This is a genomic window from Agrobacterium vacciniicorymbosi (assembly GCF_040427045.1).
In the GTDB taxonomy this organism is placed as follows: Bacteria; Pseudomonadota; Alphaproteobacteria; order Rhizobiales; family Rhizobiaceae; genus Agrobacterium.
Genome location: NZ_JBETMF010000005.1, coordinates 230,800 through 254,310, shown reverse-complemented (window position 1 = coordinate 254,310; position 23,511 = coordinate 230,800). Strand labels below are relative to the sequence as shown.

The window sequence follows — 23,511 nt, the reverse complement described above, 5'->3', positions numbered from 1 at the left end:
CTGCCTAAACATGAATCTTTTCAGCCGGCTAAGAGTCATTTTTGATGTTGGAGATTGAAATATCTCAGCGTTTTTCATCTCAACCTCATCAGGAACGTATCGAGTTAGCCGCGGCTAACTCCCTGTCAGCGGCGATCCAGCTGTCACTTCTTCGACGTCGGAACCTTGTAGGCTTCATTGAATTGATGTTTGCCTTTGAAGGTCTTTTCAGGTCTTCTGCGCGGCGCATGAATGAAGAGGAGATATTAAGTGATCTATGATGTCGCTGTCGTCGGCTCCGGGTTCTCCGCAATCAGTCTCGTCACCAATCTTCTCCAGTTGCTTCCTGCCACGGCGTCAATTGCGATTGTGGGTGACGACTCCGCTTTTGGGCGCGGTACCGCTTATCGAACGGAGCTACATCTCCATCGCCTCAATGTGCCAGCTGCGCGCATGAGTGCCTTCACGGACAAGCCGAATGATTTTCTTGAGTGGCTGACGAAGAGAGGGCGCTCTGTCGATGGGAGCAGCTTTGCCTCCCGAAATGATTATGGTCTTTATCTCCGGGACACGCTGGCGTCTCAGTTGAGAAGCAAGCAGCAGCGCGCGCGGGTGGATTTCATTAAGGCCAAAGCCGTGTCCTGTTTGTCGCATAGTGATGAAGGGTCGGTTTTCAAACTGGGTGACGGTCGCGAGTTTCGCGCGCTCAATGTTGCCCTGTGTCTTGGTGTTGGCACCGCAAGTTTGCCGCGGCTAACTTCCGATGCGGATATTGCGCTGCTGCGGCGTGTGGTTCGAAATCCATGGCGGCTGGGTTGGCTGTCGCGGGTGAAGCCTGACGATACTATCGCCATTCTGGGGTCAGGACTGACGATGATCGACCAGGTCCTGTCTTTGCGCAACAAAGGACACCGCGGCAAAATCCATGTCCTGTCCCGGCGTGGGCTCGTGCCGCATTCGCATAGCACTGTGCCCGTTCCACCTGTGGAGCCCTCCATTGATATGTCGCGGCTTGAGATCAGCCAGATTCTGGCTGGGCTCAAAGCGCAGGTGAGGGGAGGCGTCGCGTGGCGAGCGGTCATGGATGGATTGCGACCGAAGACGCAAACACTCTGGCAAGGCCTGGGGCAAGAGCAACGCTCGCGCTTTCTCCGCCATGCCTTGGCATGGTGGAACATTCACCGCCACCGGGTCGCGCCGCAGGTCCACGAGGTGTTCGATGACCTCATGCAAGATGGGACGGTTATGGTTCATGCTGGTTTCGTATCTAAGATCTCACGCAGCGAGGACCAAAACATCCTGACCTTCCGCCAGCGTGGCTCAACTGAGGAGACATCGCTGGACTTCGACTGGCTTGTGAATTGTACCGGTATGGAGCGCGCCGGGATCGGTCACTCACCGTTGCTGCAGGATATGCAGAAGCAGAATATGCTCGACACGGATGCTCTCGGGCTGGGTATTCGTGTGGACGACCATTTCCGCGTTCTGTCCTGTGAGGGTGATCCACGGCAAGGGTTGTTTGCGGTAGGTGCCTTGACAGCGGGGCAGTTTTGGGAAATTACTGCTGTGCCTGACATAAGAATACAGACTCGCAAAGTGGCTGAAGAGATAGCCGAACTTTCAGCCAAGTCTCACGCGCAGGCTCTTCCAGAGTATACAGATTTGTCCATACGAAGTGGTGAAATGTAAATGCCGCTTAGGTTTCGTTTGGCGGTTTTTCGTCAACGAAAACAACGGCGTAAATTTCTAAAAAATTAAGTCAAAGTCAATGAATTTATGTGGGGAGCGACGAACATCGCTCCCCACATTTGTTTGGTCAAGCCACGCGCTTGAGAGCGTCGGCAATGATCGAAACAATATCGCCAATCTGGCTTTCCTCAACAATGAGAGGAGGCGACAGCGCAATGATGTCGCCCGTGACGCGGATCAGCAGACCCTTCTGGAAGCAGTCCACAAAGACGTCATAGGCGCGGGTGCCCGGCGCGCCATCACGCGGTGCCAGTTCGATAGCACCGACGAGGCCGAGGTTGCGGATATCGACAACATGCGGCAGGCCTTTGAGGGAGTGGAGGGCATTTTGCCAGGCTTCGGCCAGATCGGCGGCGCGGGTGAGCAGGCCCTCTTCCTCATAGATTTCCAGTGTTGCAATACCAGCGGCGCAGGCAACCGGATGGCCGGAATAGGTGTAGCCGTGGAAAAGCTCGATCTGGTTTTCTGGCCCCTGCATCAGAGCATCGTAAACAGCGCGCTTGGCGAAGACTGCGCCCATGGGGATTGCGCCGTTGGTGATGCCCTTTGCCGTGGTGATGAGATCGGGCACAACGCCGAAGTAATCCGTGGCGAAGGGTTTGCCGAGGCGACCGAAGCCGGTGATGACTTCATCAAAGATCACCAAGATGCCGTGCTTGTCTGCAATGGCGCGCAGACGCTCGAGATAACCCTTCGGCGGCAGGATGACACCGGCTGAGCCCGACATGGGTTCAACGATAACGGCGGCAATGGTTTCTGCGCCGTGCAGAGCGACCAGCCGTTCCAGATCTTCCGCCAGTTCCAGACCATGTTCCGGCAGGCCTTTCGAAAAGGCGTTGCGTTCCACGTCCAGCGTGTGGCGCATATGGTCAGCGGGAATTTGCGGAAAGACGCGGCGGTTGTTGACGAGGCCGCCGACAGAAATACCGCCGAAGCCGACACCGTGATAGCCCTTTTCACGACCGATGATGCGGCTGCGCGTTCCCTGTCCGATGGCACGCTGATAGGCAATTGCGATCTTCAGCGCCGTATCGACCGACTCGGAACCGGAGCCTGTGAAGAAGACGCGGTCGAGCTGCGCCTCTGCGCCACCGGGCGCATTGGCTGCCAGCTTCTCGGCAAATTCGAAAGCGATGGGGTGACCCATCTGGAAGGTCGGGGCGAAATCCATGGTCGAGAGCTGACGCTCTACAGCCTCCGTGATGCGGCGGCGGCCATGGCCGGCGTTGACGCACCACAGGCCCGCCGTGCCATCCAGAACCTTGTTGCCATCGACATCGGTGTAATACATGCCTTCCGCGCTCGCCAGAAGACGCGGCGAGGCCTTGAACTGCCGGTTAGCCGTGAACGGCATCCAGAAATTGGCAAGGTTGGGCATGTTGGGTTTGCTGCTGTGGTCCATCGAATTTCCCTCTTTGAGATGACGTATCAATCCTGACTTCTCTCGACCGAACAAGTCTTTTTCTTTCGTCCTCTAATTCATTGTAATCATTGAGGTGATCTGTAAGGTTTGCGATATATCGAACATATGCAAATCGCGGAGCTTAAGGTGGTCGTTGATATTGGTAACAGGTTGCGCCATCTGCGCTCCATTCACAAACTCTCACAACGCGAATTGGCACGACGTGCGGGCGTGACGAACTCAACGATTTCGCTGATCGAGTCCAACTCGGCCAACCCGTCCGTCGGAGCATTGAAACGCATCCTGGACGGCATTCCCATCGGGCTTGCGGAATTCTTTGCCTTCGAGCCGGACAAACCGCGCAAGGCTTTTTACGCCGCTGAAGAGCTGGTGGAGATTGGCAAGGGACCAATTTCCTATCGCCAGATCGGTGATAATCTGTTTGGCCGCAGCCTGCAGATTTTGAAGGAGTGCTACCAACCCGGTGCCGGAACTGGGCGCGTGCCCCTGGTGCATGAGGGAGAGGAGGGCGGTATCGTGCTGTCCGGGCGGCTGGAGGTCACCGTGGATGACGAGCGCCGCATTCTGGGGCCGGGCGATGCCTATTATTTCGAGAGCAGGCGACCCCATACGTTTCGATGCGTGGGGCCGGTGCCGTGCGAGGTGATCAGTGCCTGCACGCCTCCGAGCTTCTGATCGTGGTAGTATAAAAAGGTAGCCGACGAATTATTTTGTGTGGTTTATTAAGAGATCATGTCGGTGGCCATAAAAGGCGCCGATGCCAGAAAAGTTTTATTCTAAAACTGGTTGTATCCGCTGTTGTATTTCGCCTGTTAATTCTTCCTATTGCCACGTTAAGACACCGTTAACCCTCCTCAAGCGAGCATTAGCATATTCTTATTACCCGCTATCGGCGTGACTTTTTGCCGCCTGTGGGGTAGCATCGGCGATGCATCAGCCGGGAGGGAGCGAGCATGAAGTTCACCACAACAGGCTATGGAATGGTCGTTGCAGCCTTGATCTTTGCGCCGAGTATGGCAGTTGCGCAGGTCGCGACAACGGATTTCAACGTCCAGATCACCATTCAGGCGGAATGCCGGATCAACTCGGCCAGCGCGTTGAATTTTGGCACCCGCGGCGTGATCAATGGCAATGTCGATGCGCAAAGTCAGATCATCGTCCAGTGCACGAACAATACGCCCTTCTCAATCAGTCTGGGAATAGGGGCTGGTAATGGCGCTACGGTTGCGACCAGATTGATGACGTCTTCTGCTGCCGGTGCACCGACGATCGCCTATTCCCTCTATCGCGACTCCGACCGCGCGAATGTTTGGGGAGTGACAGAAAACGTCGACAGGCTGACGGGAACGGGGACAGGCGCGACCCAGTCCTTCAACGTTTATGGCCGCGTCGCAGCCCAGACGACGCCCGCGGCTGGCACCTATAACGACACCGTCAGGGCCACCATCAATTACTAAAACGCTCAAGGGAGGATTGCCTATGCGTCTTTTAACCTTAGCGGCTGTGTTCCTTGCCGGTCTGTCCGTGTCGCCGGTCAATGCTGCGTCGCTGCGGGTGTCGCCCGTCATTCTCGACCTCAAGGCCCCGACCGCATCGTCTACTTTGCGCGTATGGAACGATGCCAAAACGCCGATCAATGTTCAGGTGCGCATCTTCCGTTGGACGCAGGAGAACGGGTCGGATGTTCTGACCCCTGCAAATGATGTGGTTGCCAGTCCGCCGATGACGCTTCTAAAACCGGGCGCGGAAAATGTGGTGCGCATTGTCCGGCTTTCCAAAAAGCCGGTGAAAGCGGAAGAGAGCTACCGCATCATTGTCGATGAACTGCCGCCGACGGGTCAACAACCGTCAGGCACGATCAATCTCGTTCTCCGCCACTCGATCCCGGTTTTCTTCTCAGAGAATACGGCCAGTGAGGCGCAGACGGTCTGGTCGGTGACGCCACAGGCGAATGGCTACCGGGTGTCGGTTTCCAACAATGGCACCAAGCGACTGCGTGTCGCCAATCTGAAACTGCTGAATGAAAGCGGCAAACCCGTGGCGGGGCAGGATGGGCTGGTGGGTTATGTGCTGGGCAAATCCGGCGCCAGTTGGCTGGTTCCGGCGGCAGGCGGCAAGCGATCCGGTGGCGCATTGAAGATTTCGGCAGACAGCGAAGGCGGCCCCGTCAATGCGACGGCGCGCGTTACAGGCGGATAGCCTCGCTGTTTTGGCGATTGCAAGTTTGACGATCCTTTCATCGAGCCGTTTTTCCGTGGCGCAGGATGTTCCTGCGGCACCGCCCGTCTCTGTTGCCGCCGAACAGGCCGGACAGTTACAGCTCGAAGTGTACATCAACAATGTGTCCACGGAACTGATCGCTACATTTCGTCAAGACAGTGCCGGGTCGCTGCTAATCGAGCCACAACAGTTGACCAATGTCGGGATCACGCCGGTGGAAACTGCGAAGGCCGATAACGGCTGGATCGATATTTCCAAATTGCCCGGTGTGACGTCACGCTACGATGAAGCCAGCCAGTCCATCTATTTCGACCTGCCGATGGAGGCCCGCGCCAGCAAGGTGATCGATGTCTCGGGCCGTCCGAAGCCAGCCGAGGAGGATGAGGACGGCGAGAGCAAACAGAGGGTGGCGAAGGACATGGGTGCGCTCGTCAACTACACGCTCTATGGTGCCTCCGGTGGAAATCGCTGGTCTGATCTGACGGATTTCAACGGGGCCTCCGCTCTTCTGGAAAGCCGCGTGTTCGGGCCACTGGGGGTGATCTCGTCCTCTCAAATCCTGAGCACATCGCAAAACGAACAATTCGATACCAAGCGCCTGGATAGCTACTGGACCTATTCGGATGAGGAAAACCTGACCACCTACCGGGCGGGCGACATGATCACCGGCGGTCTTTCCTGGACACGACCGGCAAGGCTTGGCGGCATACAGATTAGGCGCAACTTCGATTTGCGGTCCGATATCGTGACCATGCCGCTGCCCGAATTTGCAGGTTCGGCGGCAGTGCCTTCGACCGTGGATGTCTATATAGATAATGTGAAGCGCATTTCTCAAAAAGTCCCCGAGGGGCCGTTCTCCATCACAAACCTTCCGGTCATCAACGGGTCGGGCAATGCACGGCTGGTCGTGCGCGATGCACTGGGCCGCGAGACCGTGTCGGAAACACCGTTCTTTGCCTCCACCAATCTTCTGGCTCCGGGCCTGCTGGATTTTTCCGCCGAGCTTGGTTTTGCGCGGCGCAATTACGGTCTTGAGTCCTTCGATTATGATGAAAGTCCACTCGGCTCGGCAACGGTCAGATATGGATATTCCGATAGGCTGACAATCGAAGGGCACGCGGAAGGGGGAGAGGATTTCTACAATTTCGGCGTCGGGGGCGTCTTTTCGATTGGCACCTACGGCTTGGGAACCCTGTCCGGTTCTTCCAGCCGATTTGGCGGTGAAAGCGGCTATCAGCTTGCCGCAAGTGCGGAAGCCGAGTTGTTCGGTATGAATTTCTTCGCGCGATCCCAGCGGACCTTTGGCGACTACAATGATCTGGCGTCCGTTTCCGCAGACACGAGCAAAATCCAAACGCCATCGGGATTGCTAAGTGCGCGTGCGCCGCGTGCCGTGGACCAGATATCGGTTTCCACCCCGCTCGTCTTCGATGAAACGAGCTTGAATTTTTCCTACACCCAGTTCGAAAGTGCTGATGGGCAAAAATCCCGGTTGCTGGGACTGTCGGCCACGCGTCCTCTGGGCGAAAACGGCAATATCTACGTCACCGCCTATAAGGACCTCGAAGACAAGAATTCCTACGGTATTTTTGCCGGGCTTTCCTGGGCTTTCGGGGGCGGCATCTCGACGTCGGCGGCTTTGTCGGGCGATGCCAACGGGTATTCGATGACGGCTGACATTGCCAAATCCGAAGAGCAGAAAGAGGGAAGTTACGGCTGGCGGATGCGCGGTTCCAGGGGTGCCAACGATATCATATCGGCAGCGGGCAGCTATCGCGGCAGCGTCGCGCGCGTTTCGGCGGGGGTCGATCAGTTCAACGGCTCGACGCAGGCTTATGGGCAGATCGAGGGCTCGATTGCCGTGGCAGGTGGGGACATATTCGTTGGAAACCGGATCGACGACGCTTTTGCTGTGGTGGATGCGGGAGCGCCGGGTGTAGAAATCCTGCTGGAGAACCGCCCCATCGGCCAGACCAACCGTCGCGGCAAGATATTGCTGCCCAATCTCAGATCGTATGATGCCAACAATATTACGCTGGACCCGAGCAATCTTCCTCTTGATGCAAAAATAGACCGCACCAAGCAGGTGGTCGTTCCGGCCGACAGGGCAGGGGCGGTTGTCGATTTTCAGGTGGAAACGCAGGGGCGCGTGGCGCTGATTACGCTGAGGGACGAAAGCGGAGAGTTCGTTGAGACGGGATCGACGGGCGTTACCGACGCAAAGGGCGATTTCGTCGTGGGTTATGACGGGCAGGCCTATCTCGATGATGTCGCGGACAGGCAACGTCTCACCATCACCCAACCGACAAAGGGAAAATGCGAGGCGGACGTGGTTGCGGTAGCGGGTGAGGAAAAACGCGTCACGCTGGATGCCATTTGCAGGAGTGTTCCATGATGAGGTTTAGCCATACCATAGTCGCTTTAAGCGCAATTCTTTGTGGCTCACCGGTCTGGGCGCAAACTTGCAGTTTCAGCATGTCCGACATGAATTTCGGCTTCGTCAATCTCGCTGGCGGTGCTTCTGCGAACAGTACGGGTACGCTCAACGTCACCTGCAACAACAACTCCGGCAGCGGTCTGTCGGTCCGCATTTGCGCAAACATCAATGCAGGAAGTGGAGGGCAGGTCAGCGGTGTCCGGCAGATGAAATTGGGCAGCACGTCCACCGCTCTCAATTATCAATTGTATCAGGATGCGTTGCGTTTAACGCCCTGGGGCTCGGTTGATCAGACGGCGATTGGCTCACCTCTGGTGATCGACATGCTGCTGCCAGCATTGATCAACAGTGCCACTTATACGGTTTATGGCAGGATTTCCGCCTCACAGGCCTCGGCAGCGAAGGGCCTATACACATCCAGTTTTGCTGGCATGGAAACCAGGTTCAACTACGCCGCATATACTCTTGGGGCTCCGAGCTGCACGGGGATGACGCAAGGCTTGACCCGTGTACCCTTTACCGTCACGGCGGCGGTCGAGCCGACCTGTATCGTGTCCGCGCAGTCGATCAATTTTGGCAGTCACGGCGTTCTCAGGACAGCCGTGGATGCAACGGGCTCTATCTCGCTGACCTGCACAGCCAATCTGCCTTACACTGTTTCGCTCAATGGCGGCCTGAGCAACAGCCCGCCGGCGGCGCGCCAAATGACTCGCTCAGGCGCTTCCGTGACCTATGGTCTTTATCGTGACACAAACCGGGCCAATGTCTGGGGAAGCGCTGCGGGACAGATCGCTTCCGGCACCGGAAATGGCACGGCGCAGACGCTGACGGTTTATGGTCGTGTTCCCGCGCAAAATACGCCTGCACCGGGACTCTATTCCGATACGGTGGTGGTGACCGTCAATTACTGAGCTTGCGTCGGTCGATGCGCGCACATCCAGTGACGGTAGAGTTGGGGCGAGGGTGTTTTCGCAAAACGGTATATTAACACGTCATCCCTAAACTGCGGGCTGGCCAAATGCCGGGCATCGTTCTGTCCGGTGTCGGCAGGTGAGACTGAAAGGCTCCGCCTTTGGCGTGTCAGCCCCGATGTTTCGAATGCCAGAACACAGTGAGCAAACGTTGAAGAGCATGGCGATATCAGGACATCGCACACGGCAGCTTCCGCAAGAATATGGGATCGTAAACCGATATGGCGATTAACGACACCACGTCTTACGAGCCGCATTACCGTGAGCAAGCCAGTGGACCGAAAAATCTCCTGCGCCTGGCGGCCCTGCTGTGGCGCAACATCCTGTTCATCGTCCTTATCGGCATCATCTGCGCGGCGCTGGCATTCGGCGTGTCTCTGTTGATCCCGAACTATTACGTCGCCACGTCGCAAATTCTGCTCGACCCGGAAGGTTCGCGCGTTCTAGAAAGCGATCTGCCGGGCCAGCCGAGGTCCGTGGATTCGCACGTCCTCAATCAGCAATACATCATCACATCCGCGCAGGTGCTTTCCCGCATCGTGGAGAGTGAGAAACTCTATGACGACCCGAAGTTCGGTGCGGCTAAGCCGTTTTATCCGGACAAGGAAAGCCGCAGCAATCTGGCGCTCGATGCGTTGCGCAAGGTCATATCCGTCGATGCTGCGGGCCGAAGCTACGTCGTCAACGTGATTGTCAGGTCCGACAGCCCGCAACGGGCCGCCGACCTCGCCAATCTCATCGCCAACACCTACACGCAAGTGCGCGTCGAAATGAACAGCGATGTTCTGCGCCGCACCGGTGGCGGGCTCGCTGCACAACTCGATCAGCTGCGCAAAGCCGTGGAAGATGGTGACCGCGCGGTTCAGGCCTATAGGGCAGAGCATAATCTGGCTGATATTCAGGGCCGCCCTGACGTCGAGCAGCGCATTGCAGACGCCAATACCGAGATTTCCCGACTGTCTGCGACGGTTGCCGAAAGCGAAGCGCTTGTCGCGGAACTCAACCGTGCGAGAAACGACCGGCAATATCTGCGTTCCATTCCCGACACATCGCTGACACCAGCGATTATTTCCCTGCGGGCGCGGTATCAGGAAAGTCGCGAAGAGGAATCCGTTCAGGCGAATTCGCTCGGCGCACAGCATCCGTCCTTGCAGGCGGCGCGCGCAAGAACGCAATCGCTTGCCAATATTCTCGATGAACAACTGCGCAATTTCGCAACCGCGACTTCAGGCAATCTGGAGCGGTTGAAGAACCAGCTGACGCTGCTCAGAACCAACGCCAATACCTTGAAGACCACGCTCAACAGCGATGAGCAGACCATGGTTCGCCTGCGCGAATTGCAGCGCAAGCTGGAAAGCGACAGGGCGGTTTATGAAGCATTTCTTTTGAGAACCAAGCAGCTTTCCGAGCAGCAGGGCACATCCAGCGAAAATCCGCAGATCATTTCCAGTGCAGAACCGCCATTGCGTGCCGCTGGCCCGCCGCGCGCGCTGATAACGGCGGGTGGTGGCATTCTGGGCCTTATTCTCGCTGCCGGACTTCTAATTTTGCGTGACCAGTTCCGCGGGCAGCAGGACGAGCCAAAACAGCTTGTCCGCACGCCTTTTGTTGCAAGCGGAGATGGCAATGGCACGGTCACGCTGTTACCGGCATCCGATAAGGTCGAGGCAGTTGCCGCACCTCCTGCCGCTCACCAACCGCGCCTCATTCGGGAAGCCGATACCAAGGCATTGAATGCACCTACCGTCGAGGATTTCGGCGGGCTTGCGGCGTTTGTCTCTTCGCATATCAAACCTGCGGCCAATCATGCCATTCTGGTCGTTTCCACCGGCCCTAAAAATCGCGCGCCCTATTCCGCTTTCAACCTTGCCGTCGAAGTGTCGAAGCTGGGACGGCGGGTTCTTCTGGTGGATGGAGCAACCCACGATCCGTTGTTGACGGCCATGCTTTTACCTGAGCAGAGTGCCGCTGAAACAGAAGCAGATGATTTTTACGGCGTGGAAGCCGTTCCCTTTCTCCAATTCGCACCGGCATATCCGCAGGGTGAGATCGCGATCCGCGACCCGAAGGACAAGAATGGCGACGCTTTCGATCTCATCGTGGTCGATGGTGGTGTGGCGGCGAAATCGCGCATTCGCCCAAGCCTTCGTCGGGATCTGGCTGAAGTGTTCCTCATGCAGCATGAAGACGATACCGGCAGTGTCGTCATCGCACTCGTCACGTTGGAAGAAAGCGGAATGGACGACATCAAAGTGTTACGCATGACGCGTTCCGGTCTGCAATATTGAGGGCTGACTTTGGCTGAGAACAACGAACGGGCGGCTATGCGCATCCCTTTTCTGCAGGGACGTTCCGTCACGGGCCTGAATGTCATCTTCAATATGGGCCTTCGCGGCTCCACGCTTGTTCTGCGTTTTGCGCTGTCGTTCTACATCGTCAAATTCATCGGCCTTGAAGCGGCAGGCGTTTATGGCCTGGCGCTCGGCGTCGTCAGTGCGGCACCGGCCATTCTCGGCTGGGGGCTGAACTATTTCATCTCCCGCGATATCAGCGGTAAAACCTCTGGAATAGCCGGTCTTTACATGAAGACAAGGCTGATGGTGACGGTGACGTCACTGGCCGCGATGACAGCCATCGGTCTGATCGCGGCCTATTTCATGGGTCACCCCGTGATACCGCTCTATTTCCTCATTCTGCTGGTCGTCTGGCTCGAGACCATCTCCTGCGACATTCATGTGCCGCTGATTGCGCAGGAAATGTCCAGCCAGGCCAATGTGCTGTTTTTCCTTCGAACATCATCGTGGATCGTGCCCGTTGTTGGTCTGGGACTGGCCTTTCCGTTTTTCCGCAACATCGAAACGATCATGGCAGCCTGGGCGCTGGGCTATATTCCGATGTTTGTTTGCCTTGCATTCTTCCTGCGCAACTGGCCGTTCCGGCGTATTTTTCAGACAAAAATGCGCTATCGCTGGGTCAAGAAGCGCATGCGTAAGGCATGGCTGATCTATATCAGCGATATGAGCAATGTCGGGCTCGTCTATGCCGACCGATACATCGTGTCGCTTTTGCTGACGCTCTCCCTGACCGGCGTTTACACATTCTACTGGTCGCTGGCGAATGCCTTGCAGACGCTGATTTCGACCGCAGTGCTGCAAGTGGCGATCCCCGCGCTTTTCAAAGCCTATAATACCGGCTCCATGAAGGAGTGGCGGGACGTGATGATCTGGCAGTTTACCAAGACGGCTGCCGTCGCATTCGGGCTCGGCGTGGCGATTTTCGTCAGCGGCAATATTCTCGTGCATCTGATGAACATGCCAGAGCTGGGTCAGCATCAGGGTATCTTTGCGCTTCTGCTGCTGACCGCGGTTGTGCGGTCCTGTACCGATCTCATGGGGCTTGGCCTCAACAGCTTGCGCAAAGACAGCCATTACGCCTTCGTGAACCTGTCCAGCGTGCTTTTGTCGATCGGCATGAGCGTCTTGTTGATCAGCACGTTCGGCTTCATCGGCGCCGGACTTTCCGCATTTTTCACAGCGCTTGTGACCGCGACGATTTCCAGCACCTTGCTGTGGCGGGCCTCGCGATCTTAAGGGCTATGAGACATTTTATATTGAAGAACCATTTTATCAGGGGCGATTGAAACCATGGCATCGGATCAGCCACAGCATTCTCTCGGACGTCGCATATTCAAAAAACTTTATCATGCCGTCATTCAAAGCCTGCCGATCAAGCAGGCGACGCAGCTGCAATATTACCGCTACCACAAATTATGGGCGAACCTCGACACTCCGAAGACGCTGAACGAGCATCTGGCCGCCCGCAAGATTGCCTGGACCGGGCCGGAGTCCGATCCGCGTCTTGTCATGCTGAGCGACAAGATTGCAGTGAAGGCGCATGTTGCGAAGGTTCTGGGTGAAAAATGGGTGACGCCCATCCTGTGGCGCGGCAAGAACCTTAATGACTGCCCACCGCTGCCATTTCCCTATGTCATCAAGGTCAATCACGGCTCGGACCGCAATATCTTCGTCTATGGTCCTGAGGATCTGGTCGGCGCCAAGGAAAAATGCGACGCTTGGCTGGCGGGGCGCACCGCTTGGCGCTTGGCGGAAGAGTGGTACAACCACATCGATCCCGAAATCTTTATCGAGCCTTTCATCGGTGACGATGGCGAAGCGCCTGTCGATTACAAGCTTTTCTGCTTTGAAAACGATATTCCCTGCATCCAGATCGATACGGCGCGCTTTACCGATCACCGCCGCTGCTTTTATGACGAGCACTGGAACAAGCTCGATTTTGGACATTATTATCCGCTCGAAACCGGCGAACTGCCACGCCCACCGCATCTGGAGGACATTCTGGCGGCTGCACGCACGCTGGCACAGGGTTTCGAATTCGTCCGTATCGATTTTTACGACAAACCATCCGGCCCTATATTCGGGGAAATGACCTTCAGCCCCACATCCAGCTTCGGTGCATTCAGACCACCCTCGACGGATGCGTGGCTCGGCACCTTCTGGAAGGAAAAGCCGAGGGGGACGTTCCACACCGGACAGGAATGACGCTTAACGCGTTGCGGCCGAAACCAAGATGGTTTCGAGCTGTCCGTAATAGCCGGATTGTTCGGCAGTACCCTTGAAGTTTGCCAGACCCGGAAAAATCTCGTCGCGTTTTTCCCACCAATGCCTTTGGCCGATGGACAGGGCATTCGCCATGAGTTCCGACAAGGCGTTTGGCTTGTCGGGATCGTAGAACCAGCCCGTCTGATGTTTGCGGATGATTTCCGTCGTACCGCCCCGCGCGGTGCCGATAACGGGAATGCCGTAAATTGGCGCTTCTACGAGAATACGGCTCTGCGGCTCGTGCCAGCGGGACGGCACGATGACGACATCTGCAACACGGTAAATCTCTTCCGGTCGAACGAAACCCTTGAAATCGACGGAGGCATCTTGCGACAGTTGCTTCAGCTTTTCCAGATCGCGCGGACGACCGCGTCCCGCGATGATCAACCTCGCATCCTTGTGGTTCGGCAACGATAGGAAGGCGTTGATCAGGTCTTTCACGCCCTTCTCATCTGCAAGAGAACCAAGATAGCCAAAGGTGAAAACCGGTGCGGCGGGGGCCTGTCTGCCCATCAGTGCCGTTTCGAAACTGCTTTCGGTCGCATTGGTGTTGTGCATGACGTGCCAGTCGGCATCCTGCAACACGCCATTGCTGAGAAATCTTTCCCGCAGAGCATCGCTGACGGCGATGACGGTCATATCGCTGCCGGTCAGTTCTCGTGTGCGGCGCTTCAGCAGTGAACAGTCGAGGCAGGGGCGTTTGCAATTGTCGCCATTGCGAAACATGCTGGTTTTGGGACAGAGCAGGCCGTAATCCCTGAGATGCAGGCAAATGGGGATGTTTGCCGTCCGTGCGGCAATGAAGAGCGCCGGCTGCATATAGGCGGAATTCTGGGCATAGATCAGGTCGAACTTTTCTTTGACCAGAAACTGGGTCAGCTGTTCAGGACAGATCGCCCCGAATGCCGTGCGCAGGTGCCAGCTGGCACGTCGCAGCAAACCGGCGGAAGATTTACGGGGTAGCGGCAGATAGCTATTGTTCCAGGGAAGACGAACGACGCGGATGCCGCCTTGCAGCCGGCTCTCACCCGGCGGAGCAATGGCATCGCCTTCTTTGCCCAGCGCCAGTACGGTGACATCGTGACGCTGCCCAAGCTCCATCGCACCCAGACGCGCTGAAATCTCTGCGCCGCCCTCCTCTTGTGGAGCGAAAGTTTGCGATACGATGCAGATTTTCAAATCCGCTTCCCTTTTCCGCGAAACGCGTCGTGTTTTTGCTTACCCGTACTTATGCCCGCTCAACTATTTAAATATATTGAATGGCAGCACAGCAAAAATCATAGTCTTGAGACGTCCCATCACAATAGAATGAGCGGAGCGCAGAACTTCGAAACACTCTTAAATGTTGTGTCCACGCTGCTTGCGAAATTAGATAGGGGGAAGAATATTTCGCTCCTTCTGTTCCATCTTGATTAAGGAATTTACGATTTAAGTTATCTGCGAAATGGCAGGTCGTCATTCGATGCGATGCTGTGAATGAGGTGGATCATGATGATTCTGCGCGTTTTTGAGACGATACCCGGTGGGACTGTGACCTATTTCAACGATGTCTTGGTGGGTGTGGAGCGCGTTGAGAGACGAAAAATCGCATGACGAATTTCATCAATGGCCGGTTTTTGACTCAGAAGACCAGCGGTGTTCAGCGGTTTGCGCGAGAGATCGTCAAGGCGCTGGACCGGTATCTGGTATCCACCCAAAGCACGGATGAATGGGTTCTGCTGGCCCCGAAGGGTGCCGTGCTGGATATGCAGCTTTCTTCGATCAAACAGAGGCATGAGGGTACCCTGTCTGGACATATTTGGGAGCAGACCCAGCTTTTTGCTGCGTCCCGCAAAGGCGGGCTGGTCAATCTCTGCAATAGCGGTCCTGTTCTGCATGGCAAAAGCCTGACGGTCATTCATGATGCGATGATTTTTCGCACGCCGGAGAATTTCTCAGCTGCCTACCGTATGGTGCACGGCGCGCTTGGGAATATTCTGGCACGTCGCGGCCGGATTGCGACCGTGTCGGAATTTTCGCGGCGGGAACTGACGCAGACCATCGGTGCAAAAAACGTTTCGATCATTCCCAACAGCTGCGAGCACATGGCATCCATCAAGTCGGATGAGACGGTGCTGCACCGTCTTGGTCTGACGCCGAAGACCTATTTGCTGTTTGTCGGCTCTCCGACGCCGAACAAGAATATTCTGCGCGGTGTCGAGGCCATCGGGATCATGGGTCAGAGAGCGCCGCAATTCGTAGTCGTTGGGGCCGCAGCCGCCAGTGTTTTCAAGGGGGATGCGGAGGCTGGACGCCCGAAAAACGAGCGGGTCGTCTTTACCGGTCGCCTGTCCGACGAGGAAATCGTTGCGCTTTATGCCAATGCCGGGGCGTTGCTGTTTCCCAGTCTCTATGAAGGATTTGGAATTCCGCCGCTGGAAGCAATGTTCCTCGGTTGTCCGGTTCTGTCCTCCAACATAGAGCCTGCGCGTGAAGTCTGTGGCGATGCGGCCATTTATTTCGACCCCAAAGATGCTCAGGACATCGTCAAGGCTGTTGATCATTTGACCGCAAATCCCGATCTGCGTGGTGAGATGATTGCGCGCGGACATGCAAGGGCAGCTGCATTTTCATGGGACAGAAGTGCAAGCGCCTTGCTGAAAGCTGTCTCCGATCTTTGATGCTATGTTTACACTTGCTGAAATAATATGAGATCAGCGTCACTCCCGGCCCCGCCGGATGATGAGTGCGTGATGGAGAAGAAACGAAACCCATGAAAATCTGTATCGTCGCACAGACATTTGCTCCCCAGGAGGAGGGCGGTGCAGAGATCGTGGCACGCATGTGCGCGGCAGAGCTAGCGCGCTATCACGATGTCATCATTCTTTCCCTGGGCCTTGAGGGCGACAAGGTTGCGCCTCCGGGTGAGAGCATCAATAGCGATGGCATCAGGGTTCTGCGCGTCAACTGGCACAATAGCTATCTGCCGGGTCCACGCAAACCGGCGGTCAGCAAGCTTGGCAAACTCGCATGGCATATTCGCAGCGCACTGGGTGCGACGTCTGCAAAAGAGGTGAAGGATCTGCTGCTGCGCGAGAAAGTGGACCTCGTTTACGCCCATAATTCCGCACGCATGCAGCCTGCGATTTTTGAGGCCACCAGCGCGCTTAACATTCCGCTCTGTCTGCATCTGCATGATTATGCCCTGCTATGCCCGAAATCGAGCATGTTCCGCAGTTCCGGCAATTGCGAAAAGCCGTGTCTGGAATGTCGCGTTCTGACCGCGCGCATCAAATCCAGCGATGGCGAAGGCGTGACGGCAATTTCGGTCAGCGATGCGCTGCGCCAGAGATTTTTGCGCAATGGTGTGCTGCCGAAAGCCGACTGGCATGTGCTTTTGAACGCCAATCGCAGCGAGACGCTGTTTCACGCGCCAATGGTTGGCCGTAAAAGCGGCACGAGCGAGCGTTTCACATTTGGATATCTTGGCGCTCTGGCTGAGGAGAAGGGTGTCGAGGATTTGATCCGGGCATTCCTGAAACAATCGCATCCTGAGCCCGCGACGTTGCTGATTGCCGGGCGCGGTCGTGAAGACTATGTGCGACATTTGAAATCACTGGTCGGAAACGCTCCCATAGAATTCCTTGGTTTCGTGCCACCGGAAGAGGTCTATAAGATCGCGGACGTCGTGGTGGTGCCATCACGCTGGCACGAGCCGCAAAGCCTGATCCTGATGGAGGCCGCAACCTATGGCGTGCCTGTCATCGGAACGGAACGCGGCGGCACACCGGAGATTTTGCGCGACCTTGGAACGGGCTGGTGTTACGATCCCGACCGGGAGAACTCTCTTGTCGAGACTTTGGAAAAAGCGCTCTCTATTGGGCATGAGCGCTGGTGGCTGGAACGGGACACACATTTTCCGGGCATTGTGGGCTTTCAGGGAACATCGGAAGTCTCCCATTATTACCAGCGGCTTAATGGCATTCTGGAAACAGCACTTGCTGCCAGGAATGTAGATTCAGCCTGATAATTGTTTGAGCAGACAACAACGTGTCATTATTGAGAGCAGGGTTTCAAGATTACTTAACCTGGGTGGCGCATTGTTGCGTTGTTTTTACTTGGTGCATCCATTGGAGGGTGGAATATGAATGCCGGTTTTGGTCTGCATCAGATGAAGGGACATAGCGCGCAAATCGCTGCTGATTATCCCGTTACCTTTGCAGATACGGTTGGCCTTTTCCGGCCTGCCGACTCCATCGCATTCGGAAATCTGTCTCAGCTGGAAGGCGTGTCGCCAGCAACGAATACGGCTGTTCTTTTTGTCGGCTCATGGGGTTTTGAAGAACTTTGCGCGCGTAAGTTCTGGCAAAGGCTTGCGGTCGAATTATCGAAGCGGGGCATGGCGAGCATGCGTTTCGATTATCCCGGTACGGGCGATGCGCTTGACCATCCAGATTACAGCACAGGCCTCGATGTCTGGCTCGACACGACAAGGGTCGCCGCAAAGACGTTAAAGGAACTGTCGGGCGCGGAGCGGATTCTGCTGATCGGCCATGGCATTGGCGGTGCTTTGGCATGGCGCGTGGCAGAGGCGATGGACGATGTTTCAGGTCTGGCACTGGCAGCGCCTGCGCTATCCGGTCGCCATTGGCTGCGTGAATTCGTGGCCTTGAGCCGCATCGCCAATCAAGGTGCGCTGCCCATGACGACCTCTGCTGGTCCGGCCATGGGCGAGCAAATCATTCCAGACCCGGTGGCCGCCGGATTGCGAAAGCTGACCATAGCGTCCGCCACCCGCGCGCCTGCACCTGATATTCTGTTGCTGCAACAGGAAAACCGCCACGCGGATGCGGAGTTTGCAGAGCATATCCAGACATTGGGTGTAACGACCCGGTCTCTGCTGTTTGAAGGATATGATCGCTTTATCCGCGATGTCCTGTTCTCTGTCCCGCCCACAGCTGCCATTGAAACTCTGGCCGATTGGGCCAGCGGTATTGCCGGGCGAGGCCCAGTTACGCCAGAACTTCAAGCCAAGCGGCGGGTTCCGTTGCCTACGGCGCTGGAAGGCTTGGGCTTCAAGGAAACGCCGGTTCGCTTCGGTGAGGAAAATCGCCTCTATGGCGTCTTGTCCGAGCCGATGGGACCGCGCACCGGCGCGACCGTGCTGGTGCTACCGACCGGCTATGAGCGCGCCTCCGGTTGGGGTCGCATTACCGCACGGCTTTGTAGAGATCTGGCAAAATCTGGCATCGCCAGCCTGCGTTTCGATATGGCGAATATTGCCGATAGCCCGCCTGTTCCCGGCCAGCCGGATCAGATCATCTATGGCGATGGGCAAATGGCGGATATCGATGACGCCATGGACTTCCTGGAAGAGCGGAACCTCTTTCCCGTTGTGGCCACCGGGCGATGCAGCGGCGGTTGGGCGGCATTTCGAAGTGGGGTGAGAGACAAACGTTTCAGCGGCGTCGTGCCGGTCAATGTGTTTGATTTTTATATCCCTGACGATGCCGACGTCGAAGCATTGCTGATTTCTTCGCGCCAGCCTCTTTCAAGCTATGGCGCAAAGCTGATGTCCGGCAAGTTCTGGCGCAGGGTTTTGAGCGGCGAAGTTCGTATCAGAAACGGTATCGTCAATCTCTGGGCCATGATCGTCAGCAAAGTCGTGTCCTTCACGACGCCGATCATGGTGCGTTTCCCGTTCCTGTCTGCCCGTTTCCATCAGCTGTCTCGGGATTTTACTGCGATTGCTGCCAATGATACGCGCATGTCGATCGTCTATACGGATGGCGATATCGGGGCTGCAATGCTGGAGACGAATTTCGGCCCGCGTGGTCGGCTGCTGACCAGCCGCTATGGCAATCCGCGCATCGTCTATATTGCCAACGCCGATCATAACCTTACGACCGCCGAAGCGCGTCACGCCTGGGCTGATGAGGTCAGGGCGATTGCGATGCAGTTTCCACCATCACGCTGAGCTCTAAGGCTCACCCGTGAAAGCGGCAGACCGTCTGACGAAAGTTTTCGTGGCGAAGTTGGTCTGGATGCGCGCAACGCCGGGTACTGTCGTCAGGAAATCCAGCAGCTGCTGATAGTGTGGCAAATCCCGTACCATGGCGTGGATGAGATAATCCGAGCTGCCGCTGGTCTGGTATCCGCCGACCACCTCCGGCATGGAGGCAACGCTGTGTTCGAAAGTAACCAGTGCATCCTTGATCTGACGTTCCAGGGTGACGGAAATGAAAACGCCCATGGTGCCGAGCAGGCGGTTTTCATCGAAAACGGCGGTATAGCCTCTGATGATGCCTTGCTCCTCCAGCTTGCGCACGCGCCGCAATGTCGGCGAAAAAGACAGACCGATGCGGTCGGCGAGATCGCGCCAGCTGATGCGGCCATCTTCGCCTAAAACATGCAGAATTTTCTGATCGAAGCTGTCGAGTTCCATATTGGATCAATTGATCTAATGTTTTGGAGAATGTTAGATCAAGCCTACGTTATTGGCAATAAATGTCAATCAAATTGGCTTTGTATCCTCGTGCTTGTGGTGTTACCGTTCATGAATGGCGGGCGTTCAAGCGCTGCCACGCACTGACCCTTGGAGGAGGGTGGGTGCGACATCAGGGCTCTTTCCAGGGAGGTGGAAAGTGACTGCATCAGACAGGATTGCTATCGGCGGTTTCACGCCAGCCTTCGTTTGGGAGGCGGCATGATCCTGAGTGAATCCCAGCAACAGATCAGAGATATGGCGCGGTCTTTCGCGCAGGAACGCTTGCTACCCGGCGCTGCCGAGCGGGACAGGCAAAGCCGTTTTCCACGCGATGAATTGCACGACATGGGACAGCTGGGTTTTCTCGGCATGCTGGTTTCGGAAGATTATGGTGGCTCTGACACCGGTGCGGTTGCCTATGTTTTGGCGCTGGAAGAGATTGCGGCTGCCGATGGTGCCTGTTCTACGATCATGAGCGTGCACAATTCGGTCGGCTGTGTGCCGATTCTGAAATTCGGGTCAGAGGCTCAAAAGCAGCGTTTCCTGCCGAAGCTCAGCAGCGGCGAATGGATCGGAGGGTTTGCACTGACAGAGCCGCAAGCCGGATCGGATGCTTCCAATCTCAAAACGCGTGCTGTGCGCGATGGCGACGATTACATCATCAACGGTTCGAAACAATTCATCACATCAGGCAAAAACGGCAATGTCATCATCGTCTTTGCTGTGACGGACCCTGACGCGGGCAAGAAGGGCATAACGGCCTTCATCGTTCCAACGGATACAACTGGCTATGAGGTGGTGAGGGTGGAGGAGAAGCTGGGGCTTCATTCCTCCGATACCTGCGAGATTGCCTTTACGGATATGCGAATCCCTGCCGCGTTGCGATTGGGTGACGAGGGTGAGGGATACAGGATTGCGCTTGCCAATCTCGAGGGCGGGCGCATTGGCATTGCGGCGCAAGCCGTTGGCATGGCGCGGGCCGCTTTTGAAGCGGCGAAGCATTATGCCGGGGAACGGAAGGCTTTTGGAAAGCCGATTGGCGAACATCAGGCCGTGGCCTTCCGGCTTGCGGATATGGCCACGCAGATCGAGGGGGCGCGGCAATTGGTGCTGCACGCCGCTGCTTTGAAAGAGGCGGGTGAGCCCTGTCTCATGCAGGCTTCCATGGCCAAGCTCTTCGCATCCGAAATGGCTGAACGGGTCTGTTCCGATGCCATCCAAATCCATGGCGGTTACGGCTACATGGCCGATTACCCGGTCGAGCGCATCTATCGCGATGTGCGGATTTGCCAGATTTACGAGGGGACGAGCGATGTGCAGCGGATGGTGATCGCGCGCAATTTATGAAGTTTGTCGACCGCTTGAGGAGGCGGATGTTCTGAGGAGGAGCGGACAGCGATGACGGAAACAACGCCTTTGAGCCTGCATGTGCCGGAACCTGCGGTGCGGCCCGGTGGGCAGCCGGATTTCTCCAATGTCAAAATACCCGCAGCCGGTGCTGTGCCGAGACCGGAAGTGGATGCCGCGCCGGAGACAATGCGCGATCTCGCTTACTCGATCATCCGGGTTCTGAACCGCCACGGCGAGGCAGTCGGGCCATGGGCGGGCACGCTTTCGGATGATGAGCTTCTGGTCGGGCTTCGCAATATGATGCGGTTAAGAGCGTTTGATGCCCGCATGCTGATGGCGCAGCGGCAGGGCAAGACATCTTTCTATATGCAGCATCTGGGCGAGGAAGCGGTCAGTTGCGCCTTCCGGAAGGCGCTGTCCAAGGGCGACATGAACTTCCCGACTTACCGGCAGGCCGGGCTTCTGATCGCCGACGATTACCCGCTCGTCACCATGATGAACCAGATTTTCTCCAACGAAAAAGACCCGCTGCATGGGCGGCAGATGCCGGTTCTTCATTCCTCCAAGGAACATGGGTTCTTCACGGTCTCCGGCAATCTGGCCACGCAATATGTGCAGGCCGTGGGCTGGGCCATGGCATCCGCCATCAAGGGTGATACCAAGATCGCGGCGGCGTGGATCGGTGATGGTTCGACGGCGGAATCGGATTTTCATTCGGCGCTGGTTTTTGCCTCTACCTATAAGGCGCCCATCGTCCTCAACATCGTCAACAACCAATGGGCCATTTCCACCTTTCAGGGCATCGCCCGGGGTGGATCGGGCACTTTTGCTGCGCGTGGCCTAGGCTTCGGCATTCCGGCACTGCGTGTCGATGGCAATGACTATCTGGCTGTCCATGCCGTGGCGAAATGGGCGGTGGAGCGCGCGCGGCGCAATCTGGGGCCGACGCTGGTGGAATATGTCACCTACCGCGCGGGCGCACATTCCACCTCCGATGATCCAAGTGCCTACCGCCCGAAGACGGAATCCGAGGCTTGGCCGCTGGGCGATCCTATTTTGCGGCTGAAAAACCATCTCATCGTTCGCGGAGTCTGGTCTGAAGAGCGGCATGAACAGGCAGAGGCCGAAATCATGGATGAAGTGATCGAGGCAAAGAAGGAGGCGGAAAGCCACGGCACGCTGCATGCCGGCGGAAAACCTTCCGTTCGCGATATTTTCGAAGGCGTTTACGCCGAAATGCCGCCCCATATTCGCCGACAGCGCCAGAAGGCAGGGTACTGACATGAGCAGAATGACCATGATCGAAGCGGTGCGCAGCGCCATGGATGTCTCGATGGGCCGCGATGACGATGTCGTCGTGTTTGGCGAAGATGTCGGTTATTTCGGCGGTGTGTTTCGCGCGACCCAGGGGCTTCAGGCCAAATATGGCAGGACACGCTGTTTCGATGCGCCGATCAGCGAATCCGGCATCGTCGGAACCGCCATCGGCATGGCAGCTTATGGGCTGAAACCCTGCATCGAAATCCAGTTCGCAGATTATATGTACCCGGCTTACGATCAGATCACGCAGGAGGCGGCGCGCATCCGTTATCGCTCCAATGGCGATTTCACCTGCCCCATCGTCATTCGTATGCCGACAGGCGGTGGCATATTTGGTGGGCAGACGCATAGCCAGAGCCCGGAAGCGCTTTTTACCCATGTCTGCGGGCTGAAAGTCGTGGTGCCCTCCAACCCCTATGATGCCAAAGGGCTGTTGATTTCGGCCATCGAAGACCCGGACCCGGTGATGTTTCTGGAGCCGAAGCGGCTCTACAACGGCCCCTTCGACGGTCACCATGATCGGCCAGTCATTCCATGGTCCAAGCACGATCTGGGGGAGGTGCCGGAAGAACATTATACGATCCCCATCGGCAAGGCGGAAGTCCGCCGGGCGGGCGCGCAGGTTACCGTCATCGCTTATGGCACGATGGTGCATGTGGCGCTGGCCGCTGCCGAAGAGACGGGTATCGATGCCGAGGTGATCGATCTGCGCAGCCTGCTTCCGCTTGATCTCGATACGATCGTGCAATCCGTCTCCAAAACGGGTCGCTGTCTGATGGTGCATGAGGCGACGTTGACCTCAGGTTTCGGTGCAGAGGTTGTTTCGCTGGTGCAGGAACATTGCTTCTATCATCTGGAAACGCCGATCATCCGCGTCGCCGGTTGGGACACACCTTATCCGCATGCGCAGGAATGGGATTATTTCCCCGGCCCCGCCCGCGTTGGCCGCGCACTGACCGAACTGATGGAGGCGTGAC

General features: G+C 56.7%; 19 protein-coding genes. 16 read left to right on the top strand and 3 right to left on the bottom strand.

Annotated elements, in window-relative coordinates; translation table 11 throughout:
• Positions 1–44: 44 nt before the first annotated feature.
• The gene (locus ABUK73_RS10445; RefSeq protein ID WP_353577218.1) at positions 45–260 is read left to right on the top strand and encodes a hypothetical protein; all 216 of its coding nucleotides are present in this window, start codon (positions 45–47) and stop codon (positions 258–260) included.
• Positions 250–1,668 (top strand): FAD/NAD(P)-binding protein, encoded by a 1,419-nt coding sequence (locus tag ABUK73_RS10440; RefSeq protein WP_353577217.1) that lies wholly within the window; start codon positions 250–252, stop codon positions 1,666–1,668. The genes ABUK73_RS10445 and ABUK73_RS10440 overlap by 11 nt, the downstream gene beginning before the upstream one ends.
• 127 nt (positions 1,669–1,795) lie before the next feature.
• Here the strand turns inward: ABUK73_RS10440 and ABUK73_RS10435 are convergent, their stop codons facing one another.
• Positions 1,796–3,130, bottom strand: coding sequence for an aspartate aminotransferase family protein (locus ABUK73_RS10435; RefSeq protein ID WP_353577216.1), 1,335 nt, complete (start codon positions 3,128–3,130; stop codon positions 1,796–1,798).
• Between the two features lie 147 nt (positions 3,131–3,277).
• Here ABUK73_RS10435 and ABUK73_RS10430 point away from each other — a divergent pair, with 147 nt between their 5' ends.
• The 8 genes from ABUK73_RS10430 to ABUK73_RS10395 all read left to right on the top strand — a co-directional run bounded on the left by ABUK73_RS10430 (position 3,278) and on the right by ABUK73_RS10395 (position 13,338).
• A complete protein-coding gene (locus ABUK73_RS10430; RefSeq protein WP_113086837.1) occupies positions 3,278–3,826 on the top strand; it encodes a cupin domain-containing protein in 549 nt (182 codons plus the stop codon).
• 278 nt (positions 3,827–4,104) lie between these two features.
• Positions 4,105–4,608 carry a Csu type fimbrial protein gene (locus ABUK73_RS10425; RefSeq protein WP_353577215.1) on the top strand — a complete coding sequence of 168 codons (504 nt, stop codon included), beginning with the start codon at positions 4,105–4,107 and terminating at the stop codon, positions 4,606–4,608.
• A 22-nt stretch (positions 4,609–4,630) separates the two neighbouring features.
• A complete protein-coding gene (locus tag ABUK73_RS10420) occupies positions 4,631–5,350 on the top strand; it encodes a fimbrial biogenesis chaperone (RefSeq protein ID WP_353577214.1) in 720 nt (239 codons plus the stop codon).
• On the top strand, positions 5,322–7,766 hold the full coding sequence (locus ABUK73_RS10415; protein ID WP_353577213.1) for a fimbria/pilus outer membrane usher protein: 2,445 nt from the start codon (positions 5,322–5,324) through the stop codon (positions 7,764–7,766). Before ABUK73_RS10420 ends, ABUK73_RS10415 begins: the two co-directional genes overlap by 29 nt.
• A complete protein-coding gene (locus ABUK73_RS10410) occupies positions 7,763–8,719 on the top strand; it encodes a Csu type fimbrial protein (protein WP_353577212.1) in 957 nt (318 codons plus the stop codon). The genes ABUK73_RS10415 and ABUK73_RS10410 overlap by 4 nt, the downstream gene beginning before the upstream one ends.
• A 281-nt stretch (positions 8,720–9,000) precedes the next feature.
• Positions 9,001–11,067, top strand: coding sequence for an exopolysaccharide transport family protein (locus ABUK73_RS10405; protein ID WP_353577211.1), 2,067 nt, complete (start codon positions 9,001–9,003; stop codon positions 11,065–11,067).
• A gap of 9 nt (positions 11,068–11,076) precedes the next feature.
• Positions 11,077–12,369, top strand: a complete 1,293-nt coding sequence (locus tag ABUK73_RS10400; RefSeq protein ID WP_162727690.1) for a lipopolysaccharide biosynthesis protein — start codon at positions 11,077–11,079, stop codon at positions 12,367–12,369.
• Positions 12,370–12,423: 54 nt separating this feature from the next.
• Complete coding sequence (locus ABUK73_RS10395) at positions 12,424–13,338, top strand: ATP-grasp fold amidoligase family protein (RefSeq protein ID WP_353577210.1); 915 nt, start codon at positions 12,424–12,426, stop codon at positions 13,336–13,338.
• Between the two features lie 3 nt (positions 13,339–13,341).
• On the opposite strand, the gene ABUK73_RS10390 is transcribed toward ABUK73_RS10395, so the two are convergent.
• A complete protein-coding gene (locus tag ABUK73_RS10390) occupies positions 13,342–14,577 on the bottom strand; it encodes a glycosyltransferase (RefSeq protein ID WP_353577209.1) in 1,236 nt (411 codons plus the stop codon).
• Positions 14,578–14,987: 410 nt separating this feature from the next.
• On the opposite strand from ABUK73_RS10390, the gene ABUK73_RS10385 reads away from it, so the two are divergent.
• The 3 genes from ABUK73_RS10385 (at position 14,988) to ABUK73_RS10375 (ending at position 19,354) form a co-directional block, all read left to right on the top strand.
• On the top strand, positions 14,988–16,058 hold the full coding sequence (locus ABUK73_RS10385; RefSeq protein ID WP_353577208.1) for a glycosyltransferase family 4 protein: 1,071 nt from the start codon (positions 14,988–14,990) through the stop codon (positions 16,056–16,058).
• 92 nt (positions 16,059–16,150) lie between these two features.
• Positions 16,151–17,404, top strand: a complete 1,254-nt coding sequence (locus ABUK73_RS10380; RefSeq protein ID WP_353577207.1) for a glycosyltransferase — start codon at positions 16,151–16,153, stop codon at positions 17,402–17,404.
• A 117-nt stretch (positions 17,405–17,521) separates the two neighbouring features.
• Complete coding sequence (locus tag ABUK73_RS10375; protein WP_353577206.1) at positions 17,522–19,354, top strand: alpha/beta fold hydrolase; 1,833 nt, start codon at positions 17,522–17,524, stop codon at positions 19,352–19,354.
• A 3-nt stretch (positions 19,355–19,357) separates the two neighbouring features.
• Here the strand turns inward: ABUK73_RS10375 and ABUK73_RS10370 are convergent, their stop codons facing one another.
• Positions 19,358–19,822 (bottom strand): Lrp/AsnC family transcriptional regulator, encoded by a 465-nt coding sequence (locus tag ABUK73_RS10370; protein ID WP_113086727.1) that lies wholly within the window; start codon positions 19,820–19,822, stop codon positions 19,358–19,360.
• Positions 19,823–20,083: 261 nt separating this feature from the next.
• Here ABUK73_RS10370 and ABUK73_RS10365 point away from each other — a divergent pair, with 261 nt between their 5' ends.
• The 3 genes from ABUK73_RS10365 to ABUK73_RS10355 are packed head-to-tail and all read left to right on the top strand — an operon-like array spanning position 20,084 to position 23,510.
• Positions 20,084–21,211: an acyl-CoA dehydrogenase family protein gene (locus tag ABUK73_RS10365; protein ID WP_353577205.1), complete on the top strand. Its 1,128-nt coding sequence runs from the start codon at positions 20,084–20,086 to the stop codon at positions 21,209–21,211.
• A 51-nt stretch (positions 21,212–21,262) separates the two neighbouring features.
• Positions 21,263–22,495 (top strand): 3-methyl-2-oxobutanoate dehydrogenase (2-methylpropanoyl-transferring) subunit alpha, encoded by a 1,233-nt coding sequence (locus tag ABUK73_RS10360; RefSeq protein WP_353577204.1) that lies wholly within the window; start codon positions 21,263–21,265, stop codon positions 22,493–22,495.
• Position 22,496: 1 nt separating this feature from the next.
• Positions 22,497–23,510: an alpha-ketoacid dehydrogenase subunit beta gene (locus tag ABUK73_RS10355; protein ID WP_353577203.1), complete on the top strand. Its 1,014-nt coding sequence runs from the start codon at positions 22,497–22,499 to the stop codon at positions 23,508–23,510.
• Position 23,511: the final 1 nt, after the last annotated feature.